The 13,151-nt window shown below is 57.4% G+C and carries 14 protein-coding genes; 11 read left to right on the top strand and 3 right to left on the bottom strand.

What is annotated here, in order from left to right:
* Positions 1 to 2: 2 nt before the first annotated feature.
* Genes RYZ18_RS03620 through RYZ18_RS03590 form a run of 7 tightly spaced genes read left to right on the top strand, consistent with a single transcriptional unit; the run spans position 3 to position 7,272 of the window.
* Positions 3 to 1,052 (top strand): 2-hydroxyacid dehydrogenase, encoded by a 1,050-nt coding sequence (locus RYZ18_RS03620; protein ID WP_317655012.1) that lies wholly within the window; start codon positions 3 to 5, stop codon positions 1,050 to 1,052.
* The gene (locus RYZ18_RS03615; RefSeq protein WP_317655011.1) at positions 1,049 to 1,738 is read left to right on the top strand and encodes a class II aldolase/adducin family protein; all 690 of its coding nucleotides are present in this window, start codon (positions 1,049 to 1,051) and stop codon (positions 1,736 to 1,738) included. The genes RYZ18_RS03620 and RYZ18_RS03615 overlap by 4 nt, the downstream gene beginning before the upstream one ends.
* On the top strand, positions 1,735 to 3,240 hold the full coding sequence (locus RYZ18_RS03610) for a glycerol-3-phosphate dehydrogenase (RefSeq protein ID WP_317655010.1): 1,506 nt from the start codon (positions 1,735 to 1,737) through the stop codon (positions 3,238 to 3,240). The genes RYZ18_RS03615 and RYZ18_RS03610 overlap by 4 nt, the downstream gene beginning before the upstream one ends.
* A complete protein-coding gene (locus tag RYZ18_RS03605) occupies positions 3,237 to 4,244 on the top strand; it encodes a class II aldolase/adducin family protein (RefSeq protein WP_317655009.1) in 1,008 nt (335 codons plus the stop codon). The genes RYZ18_RS03610 and RYZ18_RS03605 overlap by 4 nt, the downstream gene beginning before the upstream one ends.
* Positions 4,237 to 5,493, top strand: coding sequence for an FGGY-family carbohydrate kinase (locus RYZ18_RS03600; RefSeq protein WP_317655007.1), 1,257 nt, complete (start codon positions 4,237 to 4,239; stop codon positions 5,491 to 5,493). The genes RYZ18_RS03605 and RYZ18_RS03600 overlap by 8 nt, the downstream gene beginning before the upstream one ends.
* A complete protein-coding gene (locus RYZ18_RS03595) occupies positions 5,490 to 6,338 on the top strand; it encodes a TIGR01459 family HAD-type hydrolase (protein WP_317655006.1) in 849 nt (282 codons plus the stop codon). The genes RYZ18_RS03600 and RYZ18_RS03595 overlap by 4 nt, the downstream gene beginning before the upstream one ends.
* Before the next feature lies 1 nt (position 6,339).
* The gene (locus RYZ18_RS03590) at positions 6,340 to 7,272 is read left to right on the top strand and encodes a sugar phosphate isomerase/epimerase family protein (RefSeq protein ID WP_317655005.1); all 933 of its coding nucleotides are present in this window, start codon (positions 6,340 to 6,342) and stop codon (positions 7,270 to 7,272) included.
* Positions 7,273 to 7,326: 54 nt separating this feature from the next.
* Here RYZ18_RS03590 and fsa read toward each other — a convergent pair whose 3' ends face one another.
* The gene (gene fsa / locus RYZ18_RS03585; RefSeq protein ID WP_317655004.1) at positions 7,327 to 7,980 is read right to left on the bottom strand and encodes a fructose-6-phosphate aldolase; all 654 of its coding nucleotides are present in this window, start codon (positions 7,978 to 7,980) and stop codon (positions 7,327 to 7,329) included.
* Positions 7,981 to 8,208: 228 nt separating this feature from the next.
* Between fsa and RYZ18_RS03580 the strand changes: the two genes are divergently transcribed.
* From RYZ18_RS03580 to RYZ18_RS03565, 4 genes are all read left to right on the top strand, one after another.
* Positions 8,209 to 8,976 (top strand): DeoR/GlpR family DNA-binding transcription regulator, encoded by a 768-nt coding sequence (locus tag RYZ18_RS03580; RefSeq protein WP_317655003.1) that lies wholly within the window; start codon positions 8,209 to 8,211, stop codon positions 8,974 to 8,976.
* 1 nt (position 8,977) lies between these two features.
* Positions 8,978 to 9,748: a triose-phosphate isomerase gene (locus RYZ18_RS03575; protein ID WP_317655002.1), complete on the top strand. Its 771-nt coding sequence runs from the start codon at positions 8,978 to 8,980 to the stop codon at positions 9,746 to 9,748.
* Between the two features lie 17 nt (positions 9,749 to 9,765).
* A complete protein-coding gene (locus tag RYZ18_RS03570; protein WP_317655001.1) occupies positions 9,766 to 10,203 on the top strand; it encodes an RpiB/LacA/LacB family sugar-phosphate isomerase in 438 nt (145 codons plus the stop codon).
* Between the two features lie 79 nt (positions 10,204 to 10,282).
* Entirely contained in the window at positions 10,283 to 11,077 is a 795-nt protein-coding gene (locus RYZ18_RS03565; protein ID WP_317655000.1) for a DUF2189 domain-containing protein, read from the top strand.
* A 66-nt stretch (positions 11,078 to 11,143) separates the two neighbouring features.
* Here the strand turns inward: RYZ18_RS03565 and RYZ18_RS03560 are convergent, their stop codons facing one another.
* Entirely contained in the window at positions 11,144 to 11,671 is a 528-nt protein-coding gene (locus tag RYZ18_RS03560) for a polymer-forming cytoskeletal protein (protein ID WP_317654999.1), read from the bottom strand.
* Complete coding sequence (locus tag RYZ18_RS03555; RefSeq protein ID WP_317655808.1) at positions 11,661 to 13,001, bottom strand: DUF5930 domain-containing protein; 1,341 nt, start codon at positions 12,999 to 13,001, stop codon at positions 11,661 to 11,663. Before RYZ18_RS03555 ends, RYZ18_RS03560 begins: the two co-directional genes overlap by 11 nt.
* Positions 13,002 to 13,151: the final 150 nt, after the last annotated feature.

Genomic DNA, 13,151 nt, shown 5'->3' with positions numbered 1-13,151 from the left:
AAATGACAACCAAAATTGCGATTATCGGTGACCTGTTCATGTTGCCTTCAGCCTTTGAGGATGCCGTGACATTGGCCTGCGCAGGCAAGGATCTAGAGATCCGCACTCGCCAAGATGCATGGCCCGATGAGCCGATGGAACATGGCTATGCGGTGGCGGGCATGGATGGCCTGAAAGAATATTTTGGCACGGCTGACGATGTGGTTGAATTTGTTGGGGATGCAGAGATTTTGATCACGCAATTAGCGCCCATGTCGCGCGGCATGTTCGAGCGCCTTCCCCATCTCAAGATGATTGCCGTCTCGCGCGGTGGCCCTGTGAATATTGATATGAAGGCGGCCAAGGATCACGGCGTCTTGGTTGTGAACACGCCTGGCCGTAATTCTTCGGCGGTGGCGGAATTCACGCTTGGGGCGATCCTGTCGGAAACCCGCCGCATTCGTGCAGGGCATGAGGCGCTGCGCGCAGGCACTTGGCGCGGGGATCTCTACCGTGCCGATGTGACGGGGCGCGAATTGTCAGAGATGACTGTGGGTGTCATCGGCTATGGGGCGATTGGCACCAAGGTCGTGCGCCTGTTGCGCGCCTTTGGAACCCGCGTTTTGGTGTGCGACCCCTATGTGCAACTCAGCCCCGAGGATGCGCGCGATGAGGGGGTCAGCCATGTCGATTTCGACACGCTTTTGGCGCAGTCGGATGTGGTCACCTTGCACAGCCGCGTCACTGATGAAACGCGGGGGATGATGAACAAGCATGCCTTCACCAAAATGAAGCCTGACGCGATTTTCGTGAACACGGCGCGCGGGCCGATGTGTGATTATGACGACCTTTACGCCGCCCTCACCACGGGCGAGATTGCAGGCGCGATGTTAGAGACCTTTGCGGTTGAACCTGTGCCAGTGGATTGGCCGCTGCTGCAATTGCCCAATGTTACAATCACCCCCCATATTGCGGGCGCGTCTGTGCGCACCGTCACCTATGCCGCCGAACAAGCCGCAGAAGAGGTGCGCCGCTATTTGGCGGGCGAGCCAGCACGGAACCCTTGCGCATGAGTGGCCCTGCATCAGAAAAGCAGCTTCGCGCTGATATTGTCGCCGCTTGTCACAAGCTAGAGGCGATGGGACTAAACCGTGGCGCTTCGGGAAACATTTCGGTGCGCTATGGTGATGCGATGCTGATCACACCTTCGGCCATTCCCTATGATGCGCTGACACCCGATATGATTGCGGTCATGGATTTGGCGGATGAAACAGGCGCATGGCAAGGGCCAAAGGCCCCTTCGTCCGAATGGCGCTTTCACCGCGATATTTTGCGCGCGCGCCCCGATATGGGGGCGGTCGTGCATACCCACGCGCCCTATTGCACGATTTTGGCTGATGCGCGCCGCCCGATCCCTGCCATTCACTATATGATCGCGGCCTTCGGCACTGTGGAAATTCCCGTGGCGGGCTATGCGCGCTATGGCACACAGAAGCTATCTCAACAGATCATCAAGGCGCTTGGCCCAGTGCAGGGCGGCAGCAAGGGCTGCCTTATGGCCAATCACGGCATGATCGTTGGAGGGGCTGACCTGACGCGGGCCTTATGGTTGGCGGGGGAATTAGAAAGCCTTGCGCATCAATATTATCACCTTCTCGCCATTGGCGGGGGGCATGTCTTGAGTGCGGCAGAGATTGAAGACACTGCGCGCGGCTTTGAAAGCTATGGCGTGCAGTCGAAAGGGGACGGTGCATCATGACGCAAACGGTTGATCTGTTTGTCATTGGCGGCGGCATCAACGGCGCAGGCATTGCGCGCGATGCGGCAGGGCGTGGCCTGTCTGTGGTCTTGGCGGAAAAAGATGATCTGGCGCAAGGCACGTCCTCACGTTCTGGCAAGCTTGTTCATGGTGGTTTGCGATATTTGGAATATTACGAATTCCGCCTTGTGCGCGAGGCATTGATTGAACGCGAAGTTTTGTTGAACTCAGCCGCCCATATCATTTGGCCGATGCGGTTTGTCTTGCCGCATTCGCGCGATGATCGGCCTGCATGGTTGGTGCGGTTGGGTCTGTTTCTTTATGACCATTTGGGTGGGCGCAAGAAATTGCCGCCCACGCGGGTTTTGAACCTTGCCACGGCCCCCGAAGGGCGGGCGCTGAAAGACAGCTATAAAAAAGGCTTTGAATACTCTGATTGCTGGGTCGATGATGCGCGGCTTGTGGTCTTGAATGCCCTTGATGCCGCCGAACATGGGGCCAAGGTTCTCACCCGCAGCGCCTGCACCTCAGCGCGGCGCGTGGATGGGATGTGGCAGATTGAGGTGCAAGATGGGCGCACAGGCGAAAAACGTCAGTTTCGCGCCCGCGCCTTGGTGAATGCAGGCGGGCCGTGGGTGAATGACATCATTGGCCGCGTTGCAGGCAGCAACAGCCGCCGCGCGGTGCGCTTGGTCAAAGGCAGCCATATCATCACCCCAAAATTTTGGGAGGGGTCACAAGCCTATCTGGTGCAAAACCACGACAAACGCGTGATTTTCATCAACCCCTATGAGGGGGATAAGGCGCTGATTGGCACAACGGACATTCCCTATGAGGGTGCGCCTGAACGGGTCGAGGCGGATGAAGATGAAATCACCTATTTGCTCGCTGCAGTGAACCGCTATTTCAAGCGCGCGTTGACCCGTGAGGATGTGATTGAACATTTTTCAGGTGTGCGGCCCCTCTATGATGATGGCAATGGCAACCCTTCTGCGGTGACGCGGGATTATGTGTTTGATCTTGATAAAACCGCCCAAGTTCCGATGCTGAACGTGTTTGGTGGCAAGATCACCACTTTCCGCAAATTATCTGAACATGCGATGCATAATCTGCGCGAGATTTTCCCGCATATGGGCGGCGATTGGACGGCGACAGCGCCGCTGCCTGGGGGGGATATGGCTCGCGCCGATTTTGAGGGCTTTTTGCAAGAGGTCAGCGCGGCTTATCCGTTTTTGCCATTTGAATTGTGCCACCATTGGGCGCGGCTTTACGGCACGCGGATGCATCGCTTTTTGCATGGAACCAACAGCCTCGCCGATCTGGGGCGGAAATTCGGCCCGCGCCTCTATGAGGTTGAGGTGAAATATTTGCGCGACCATGAATGGGCGCTGAGTGCCGAGGATGTGCTGAAGCGGCGCACCAAAGAGCATCTCAATATGACCGATACACAAATGACCGATTTGCAGGCATGGTTTGATGATATGTTGGAGAAATCCGCATGAGCGCGCCTGCGCGCCCCGCTGATCTGGCGGCTTTGGCGGAATATTCTGCCAAAATCGGGGCCGATCCTTTGCTGATACAGGCTGCGGGTGGCAATAGTTCTGTCAAATCAGGCGATGTCATGTGGATCAAGGCCTCGGGCACGGTTTTGGCGGACGCGATGCGGCGCGATATTTTCGTGCCCTGTGATCTACCCAAGATGCGGGCCGCCCTTGCCGCGCAAAGCGCGATTGCCGATCAACCGCAGGAGTTTTTGTTGCAAGAGGGGGGGCTGCGGCCTTCGATTGAAACCTCGCTTCATGCGGTGTTTCCGCAGCCTGTGGTTGTGCATGTGCATTGCGTGCATACGCTGTGCATGGCGATCCAAGCCGACCCTTTGGCGGCTATTGGCACAGCGCTTGACCATTTTTCTTGGGGCTATGTGCCCTATGCAAAGCCTGGCGCGAATTTGGCCGCGCAGGTTGCGGGGCTTGTGGGCAGTGGCGAGGTCGATGTGATTGTCTTGGGCAATCACGGCTTGATCGTGGCCGCAGAAACTGTGGGCGAGGTTGCCTCGCTGTTGGCGGCTGTGCATGAGGCGTTGCGCCCGAAACAGGCCCCGTTGACGGGGCCCACGGAGATGCCTGATCTGCCCAAAGGGTGGCAGCCCGCACCAGACAGTTTGATCCGCCTTGGCAAATCGGCGGAGTTAACGGCAATGGCCAGTGCAGGCAGCCTTTATCCTGACCATGTGATTTTTTGCGGTGTTGCAATTCGTGCGGTTCCCTCTGTCGCGGATTTGCCAGACCCAACTGACCCCGACACGCCCCCCGCGATTTTGATCCAAGGGCAGGGCGCGGCCCTTCGGGCTGATGCAAGCGCAGGCGCGCGCGCCTTGGCGCAATGTTTGGGCGATGTTCTGGGCCGCACCGCCCCTGATGCCCGCCTGCATTATTTGAGTGCGGCGCAGAATATGGAACTATTGGATTGGGATGCCGAAAAATATCGGCAAGCGTTGAATGCCTGATCTTTACCTTGGCCTTGATATCGGCACATCGGGCGCGCGGGCGCTTGTGATGTCCGATAGAGGCACGGTTGTGGCCAGTGCAAAATCCGCCATGTCGGATCATGGGGCCAATCATCGTGACCCGATGGTGTGGTGGGCTGCGGCGCAAACGGCCTTGCAGCGGGCCTTGGCGGACTGCCCTGTGAAAAATATCCGCGCTGTGGCTGTGGATGGCACATCTGGCACAATGCTGGCCTGTGACCGCGCGCTGACGCCTCTGGGGGATGGGGTCATGTATAATGACCCTAGTAGCGATCAAGGTTTGATCGCGCGTATTGCGGCCGCTTCGCCCCCCCAAACCGCGGCGCGGGGCGCAACCAGTGCCTTGGCCCGCGCCGTTGCCTTGTATCATGCGCATCAGGGTGTGACGGGTTTGCACATCCTGCATCAGGCCGATTGGATCGCGGCAAAGCTGACGGGCATTGTCGCCAGTGACGCAAATAACGCCCTGAAAACGGGCTATGATCCTGTGGCGGGCAGTTGGCCTGATTGGGTGGCAGGGTTTTTGCCCCTCGATCTTTTGCCCAACATCCATGATGCAGGCACAGATTTGGGGGCCATTGGCGCGAATGATTTCGGTCTTTCGCCCGACACCCGACTGGTTGCAGGCACGACAGATGGCTGCGCCTCTTATTTGGCAACGGGGGCCGATCAAGCGGGGGATGGGGTCAGTGTTCTTGGCACGACCCTGACCCTTAAAATCCTGTCAGATCAGCCCATTTTTGCGCCTGAATTCGGGATATATAGCCATAAGGTTTTGGGTCTTTGGCTGGCTGGGGGGGCATCGAACACGGGCGGGGCGGTGATTTTGCAAGAATTCCCCGACCAAGATATTGCACAGCTCTCGCAGCAGATTGACCCTGCCGCACCAACAGGTCTGGACTATTACCCCCTGACCCAAAAGGGCGAGCGGTTCCCAATCAATGATCCAGAGCTGCCCCCACGCCTTGGCCCGCGCCCCGCGCAGGATTGGCGGCACCTTCAGGCGATATTCGAAGGGATTGCGGCGATTGAATGCCGTGCCTATCGCCGCTTGGCCGAATTGGGTGCGCCTGCCTTAAGCACCATTCGATCTTTGGGGGGCGGGGCGCAGGATCGGGCCTTTACGGCCATCCGCCTGAATAGATTGGGGGTTCAGCCCCGCAAGCCCCTCTCGGGCGAAGCTGCGATGGGCGCGGCGATTTTAGCGCAAAAGGGGATGCGCGGATGAGGGCCACGCTCACCACATTGCGCGATCTGGCCGATCAATATGATGCCTTTTTGATTGATCAATTTGGCGTTCTTTTGGATGGCGCTGGCGCTTATGAAAATGCCCCTCGGACCCTGTCGGAATTGGCCAAAACGGGCAAGCCCATTGTGATTTTGTCCAATTCTGGCAAACGCGCGGCCCCCAATGAGGCGCGCCTGACGCGTTTGGGCTTCGCGCGGGGGGATTATCAAACCGTGCTCTCCTCGGGCGAGGCGGCCTATCGCCTACTGTCAGAGATGGGCGATGATCGGCGGGGTGGGGCCACGCCCGTGTGGTTGCATGCCCGTGACGGCGATCAAAGCGCGATTGAGGGGCTCAATCTGCGCTCTGTCGCTTCCGCCTCTGAGGCTGATCTCTTGATCCTTGCGGGCAGCCAAGGGGATCAGCGGGCCCTTGAGTGGTATCGTGCCGAACTTACACCTGCGGCGCAGCGCGCTGTGCCCTGTTATTGCACCAATCCCGACCTCGAAATGTTGACCCCGCAAGGCAAGGCCTTTGGGGCTGGGCGGATTGCGGCGCTATACGAAGAATTGGGCGGACGCGTCACCTATATCGGCAAACCCTATCCTCAGATTTACCAAATCGCGGGGCAAATTTTGGGCCAGATCGCGCCGCGTGGGGTCTTGTGTATCGGCGACAGCCCCGCGCATGATGTTTTGGGTGGGGCGGGCGCAGGGTTTTCAACCGCGCTTGTCCGCGATACGGGGCTTCATGCGGGGGCCGATTTTGCCCATCTGCAAGAGATTTGTGAGGGTCTGGGCGCGCGGCTTGACCATGTGATACCCGCCTTCGACTGGGAGAGTTGAGATGCCACTGACCTTGTCATTGAACACCAATCCTTTGGTCAATCGCTTTGCCGAAATGGATGATCTGATCTTCACAGTCGCGCGCGATATCAAAATCCGCGACCTGCAATTGACGCATGAATTCATCAACCCTGCATGGCCTGCCCATGTGACCGCGCGGCTTACGCGCCAGATGCGGCGGGCTTTGCAGCAAACGGGTGTTCGGGTGACCTCGGGCATGACGGGGCCTTATGGGCGGCTCAACCATTTCGGCCATCCCGATGCGGATGTGCGGCGATACTATCTTGATTGGTTCAAACATTTTGCCGCGATCACTGCCGATTTGGGCGGGCGGGCCTTGGGCACGCAATTTGCCATTTTCACCTATCGCGATTTTGATGACCCTGCACGCCGCGCCGCGTTGATTGAGATTGCGCTCGACCATTGGGCGGAATTGGCTGAATATGCCAAGCCCCTTGGGATTGAGCATATTTTTTGGGAACCGATGAGCGTGGGTCGCGAATTTGGCGACACGATCGAGAACGCGATGGCGCTGCAAGATCAGATTGCCGCGCGCAAGATGGCCGTGCCTATGTTCATGATGGCAGATATTGATCACGGGGATGTCACATCGCCAAATCCCGATGATTTTGACCCTTATTCTTGGGCGCGTGCCGTGCCGCCTGTCTCGCCCATCATCCATATCAAGCAATCCTTGATGGATAAGGGGGGGCATCGTCCCTTTACCGCCAAACATAATGCGGTCGGGCGGATACAGCCCGCACCGCTTTTGGCGGCTTTTGCAGAAGGCGGGGCGGTGGATAACGAGATTTGCCTTGAGTTAAGTTTCAAAGAGCGTGAACCAGATGATCGGGCCGTGGTGGCCGATATCGCTGAAAGCGTGGCTTTCTGGGCGCCCCATATCGACACAGGCGCGTCTGATCTGCGGGTATGAAAAAAGCGGCGGGCCTATGGCGCCGCCGCTTTTCAAAATCGGTATGAACCTGCCTTAAAGAATGGTTTGGCCCGTTGCAGCCCAATCTTTTGTGAATTGCTCAAGGCCCTTATCGGTCAAGACGTGCTTGGCCAGACCCTTGATCACTGCGGGTGGAATGGTCGCCACATCTGCACCAACCATCGCGGCATCTTTCACATGGTTTGCCGTCCGAATGGACGCCGCCAGAATTTCAGTCTCAAATCCATAATTGTCGTAAATCTCGCGGATTTCTGCTATCAATTCCATGCCATCAAGGTTGAGGTCATCCAAGCGCCCGATGAAGGGGCTGATATAGGTTGCACCTGCCTTGGCCGCCAAAAGCGCCTGATTGGCCGAGAAGCACAAGGTCACATTGGTGTTAATGCCCTTATTGGTGAAATGGCGGCAGGCCTTTAGGCCATCCAAGGTCAAAGGCAGCTTGATCACGACATTATCGGCGATTTTTGCCAAATGCTCGCCCTCGGCCACCATGCCCGCAAAATCGGTTGCGGCGACTTCGGCGGATACGGGCCCATCGACCAGCGCGCAAATTTCAGCGATGACCTCTTTGAAATCGCGGCCTGATTTTGCGATCAGCGAGGGGTTCGTGGTGACCCCGTCCAACAGACCATAATCGTGCAATTCACGGATTTCATCGACCACGGCAGTATCGACAAAGAATTTCATGGATGGCTCTCCTTGATGCTTATTCGCGCGGGGCAGGCGAGGCCTGATGCGCATGGGTTGCTTGGCGCTTCGATAACCTTGCGCGACAAATTCTGCAAATCGCAATTTGCGCAAGGCCGCTTGTAAACCACCACATCAAACATCACAATTAAAAATCACAAAATCACATTTTTATATTGATTTAACTGCGCCCCCTGATAGCGTGCAGGCGTATCTAAAGGGGATCACATGAAACTTGAGACGCGGCGCGAGCAGATATTGGCATGGCTGGCCGAAGCGGGATTCGTAGGGCTGGATGATCTGGCTGCGCGGTTTGCCGTGTCAAAGATGACGATCCACCGCGATTTAGATGATCTTGAGGCAGCGGGGCTTTTGCGCAAGTTGCGTGGTGGGGCCTCGATAGAGGCGAGCGCGCAGTTTGAGGCAGATTATCGCTATCGCGCCCTGCGCCATGTCGAGGCCAAGCGCCAAATCGCCCGCGCTGCGGCTGATCGGGTCGAGACGGGCATGCGTGTGATGCTGAATGATGGCAGCACCGCCGCGCTTTTGGCCGAAGAGATTGCCCTGCGCGGTCTTGGCGTGACCATTATCACCAATAACCATGCCGCCATCCATGTGCTGCAAGAGGCTGCAAGCGTGACCCTCATCACCCTTGGTGGCCGCTATAGTCGCAAATTTCACTGTGCCACGGGGCCCATGGTGCAAGCCGAAATTGCAATGATGCGGGCTGATCTGGCCTTTATCTCAAGCCCCGCAATTGATGCGCGGGCCTGCTATCACATGGATGAGGGCGTGCGCGCGATAAAGGCTGCGATGATTGCGGCCGCCGCGCGCCCCATTTTGATGGCAGAAGGTGCGAAATTTGGGCGCGATGCGTTGTATCACCTTGCCGATCTAGACGCGTTTTCAGCACTCGTGACTTATGATTTGCCACAGGCCCATAGGGCTGTTTGGGCAGACCTAAACCTGCCTTTCATTGATGCAAAGGAAATATGAAATGTCCGAATTTTGGGTTGGCACCAGTTGGAAGATGAACAAAACCCGCGCCGAGGCACGGGCGTTTGTTGCAGGTCTGAAGGGGGCGCAGACCCCCGCCGACCCGCGCATTCAGCCTTTTGTGATCCCGCCTTTCACAGCCTTGGCTGAGGTTGCGGCTGACCTCGCGGATAGCTCGGTGATGGTGGGGGCGCAGAATATGCACTGGGCCGATCAAGGTGCATGGACGGGGGAAATTTCCCCCGTGATGCTGCGCGACTGCGGCGCGCAGATTGTCGAATTGGGCCATTCTGAGCGGCGCGCCAATTTTGGTGAGACGGATGAGACAGTCGGGCTAAAGGTTGCAGCTGCGCTGCGCCACGGCCTTGTGCCCCTTATTTGCATCGGCGAGACTTGGGCCGAGCGCGAAGCAGGGCGCGCCACCGAAGTTTTGTGCGCTCAAACCGAGGCTGCCTTGGCGCAGATTGCCTCGACTGATCGCGCCCGTGCCATTCTATTTGCCTATGAACCCGTGTGGGCGATTGGCGAGGGGGGCGTGCCTGCCACCGCTGACTATGCTGATGCGCGCCATGCCGAGATCATCGCGGTCACGAAGGCGGTGATGGGGCGCGCTTTGCCCTGTCTTTATGGCGGGTCGGTTAATCCTGAGAATTGCGCAGAATTGATCACCTGTCCGCATATTGACGGGCTGTTTATTGGCCGCTCCGCATGGAACGTGGCGGGCTATCTTGATATTTTGGCGCGGGTGTCGCGCGCTATTCAATCCCTATGATCGCAGGAGGAATGATCATGAAATTGGCAATCGCAGGTGACAGTGCAGGTGACGGTTTGGCGCGGGTTTTGGCAGATCACCTCAAAGCCAGCCATGAGGTGACGCTGATTGATATGGATGCAGCAGGCGCAGAGTTTTACGCCAACCTGTCTGAATTTGTGGCCAATCGGGTTTTGACGGGCGAGTTTGACCGCGCGATTCTGGTCTGCGGCACGGGGATTGGCGTGGCCATGTCCGCGAACAAGGTGCGCGGCATTCGCGCCGCACAGACCCATGACACCTATTCAGCCGAGCGTGCCGCGTTGTCGAATAATGCGCAGATCATCACGATGGGCGCGCGGGTGATCGGGGCAGAATTGGCGAAATCTATTGCCGAGGCCTATTTGGCGCAAAGTTTTGACCCCAATGGCCGCAGCGCCAGCAATGTTGCCGCGATTGATGCGCTAGACGGATAGCGCGGTCTGCCAAATTTCCCTTGGCGGCGCGTGGATCGGGGGCTTAACCTATTCCTGACGGAAGAAGGGAGGGCGCAATATGAACGACCGCGTGCAGCTCGAGGGGCCATCGCCCCTGCCGCCATTGGCCAAGATGGGATTGGGCGATATTTGGGCGGCATTGGGCGCAGGGTGGCGCGATTTTCGCCAAAAGCCGATGATGGGCCTGTTCTTTGCCCATATCTATGTGGTGGGGGGCTGGTTGATCTATGGCAGCCTTTCGATCCTGGATATGGGGTGGTTGGCTATTCCGATTACGGTTGGCTTTCCCCTCATAGGGCCTTTCTTGGCGGTCGGGCTTTATGAGGTTTCCCGCCGTCTTGAAGCGGGGGATCGGGACTTTCGCCGCAATGATATCTTCAGCGTGATCTGGCGGCAAAGATTGCGCCAATTGCCGTCTATGGCATGGGTGATCATCGTTTATTTTCTATTTTGGTCTTTCTTTGCGCATATGTTGTTCGCCCTGTTTATGGGGCCATCTGCGCTGATGAATGTGACCTCAAGCTATGCCTATCTGCTTCAGCCCGAAGGGTTGATTATGCTGTTGGTGGGCTCAGGCTTTGGTGCGGTTTTTGCTTTGGTGTTATTTTGCCTCACGGTGATTTCGCTGCCCCTTTTGTTGGATAAGGAAGTGGATTTTGTCACCGCCATGCTCAAAAGCATTGCGGTGGTCAAAGCCAACCCGAAGGTGATGCTGATCTGGGGGGCGCTGATTGCAAGCCTAACCTTTTTGGCGATGCTGCCTGCGCTGTTGGGGTTGTTTTTGGTCTTGCCCGTTTTGGGTCATGCCTCATGGCATATTTATCGCCGCGCCTTTGTGCATGAGGCAATATGATGACAAAGAAAAACCCCCGCGCGCGGATGCGGGCGGGGGTGCATTGTAAATAAATCGCTTCTGCGCTTATTTCTTTTCGGGCTCTGCGGCGGCTGCGGCAGGTTTTGCGGCTGGGGCAGGGGCCGATTTCGCACCGCTAGACAGCGGGTCTTCTTGACGCTGAACCGTGCCTTCAAAATGCGCACCAGATTCAATCGCGATGGTCTTATGAATGATATCGCCCTCAACTCGCGCGCTTGAGGTGAGGCGCACTTTCAAGCCACGAACGCGGCCTTTGACATAGCCGTTCACGACCACATCATCGGCAAGAACCTCGCCATCAATGCGTGCGCTTTCACCAACAGTCAGCGAATGTGCGCGGATGTCACCCTTGACGGTGCCTTCGATTTGAATGTCGCCCGAGGTTTTCAGATTGCCCGTAATCACCAAATCTGAGCTCAGCAAAGACGCAGGCGGCTTTGGCTTGGCGGGGGCAGCAGATGTGCTGGAGGCCACCGGTGCCGAAGGCGCGCTTGGCGCTGGCGCGGCAGGGGCCGCGCTTGGCGTTGTTGTTTCTTTTGGTCCAGGTTCGTTGATTTTTGATTTAGAAAACATTTCGTCCTGCCGTGATAAAGGTCATCGGGTTGGTTGGGTTGCCATTCTGGCGCACTTCGTAATGCAAATGGGACCCGGTCGAGCGTCCAGTATTTCCCATATCACCAATTCTGTCGCCGCGCGACACTCTTTCGCCCCGTGTCACGCGAATACGCGATAAATGTGCGTAGCGTGTTGTATATCCCATAGCGTGGCGAATTTCTATCATATTGCCATAGGCGCCGCGGCGGCCCGCGAAAACCACAGTGCCATCTGCGGCGGCAACAATTGGGGTTCCAACGGGGCCCGCAAAATCTTGGCCCTCATGCATCCGCCGCCCCCCTTGGATCGGATCATTGCGATAGCCATAGCCCGAGGTGCGCCGCGCAGCGCCCTGCACAGGGTAGCTGAAGGGCAGGCTCTCTGCGGCAATACGATAGAGGTTCACCGCATCGAGATCTTCCAACACCTCATTGGCGCGCAGCGAAACAGGGTCGGGTTGGCCGTTGGAGGTGGAAAAGGTAATTGGCGTCAAAGGCCCGCCTTGGCCTGAATAGCCACGGCGCACCGTCTCAAGAATGCTGTCGGTGGGCAGGCCTGCCGCACGGAACATCGCATCAAGTGGCTCAAGCGACATCGCGACCGCGTCTTCAATTTGAGTAAAGATGCGTTCATTGCGCTCGGCGGAAAGGGCAGCTTGGAATTCCAAGTCTTGAATCTGCGCGCGCGCCTCGGCGATCAAATCATGTGTTTTATCGCGCCCTTCGGCTGTTTCTTGCAGCGCCTCGGTCAATAGCGCCAAAACCTGCTCTAGATCCCGTTGACGGCTTGCGGCGGATTGCAGGCTGCCATTCTCATCGGTCATCTCGGCGGTCAATTGTGCCACCTCTTCAAGCGCGTCATCGCGTTCACTGATGGTGCGGCGCAAGGTGCTTTGGATCACGTTGACCGCGGTTTCCAACTCGCGGCGGCGTTCTTCTGATGCCAGAAGCTGCGATTGCATGGCAGAGACTTGGGCCATCGCAACGCCAAATCGTTCATGGGCGGCTTGTGCCTCAAGGGCGCGGCTGTCGCGTTCACTGGACATTGCATTGAGGCGGTCTTGATAGGCCTGCGAGGCGCGCGCGACCTGATCGCGATTAGAGCCTGCATTGATGGCATCGATGAAAAACACCGCTGAAACAATCGCCGTCCATGTGACCAGAAGCCCTGTCGTGGCAATGATTGCGGCCTGCGTCAGGGGCCTCAGGCGCACAAAGCGCGTGCTTGTATCGGATTTCAGAAACAGCCGTTTTTCAGGCAAATGCCGATCCAATGCGTGGTTTGCGCGCTCAATCAATCGCGATTTCAATGCCAAGTCCCCTGTTTTGTCGTTCGGGCGCTTTGCTCTGCGCCTCTCGTCACCACCCCATCACAGCGTCCCCAAACCAATTGGGGGGCGCGAGGAGTGGATAGGACATTGAGCGGGGCGGCTCAATATTTTTTGCGCCATTTAGACGGG

The organism is Roseovarius sp. 10, from assembly GCF_033100315.1.
In the GTDB taxonomy this organism is placed as follows: domain Bacteria; phylum Pseudomonadota; class Alphaproteobacteria; order Rhodobacterales; family Rhodobacteraceae; genus M30B80.
The sequence above is the reverse complement of the archived record's forward strand: the minus strand, read 5'-3'. Positions and strand labels throughout refer to the sequence as shown.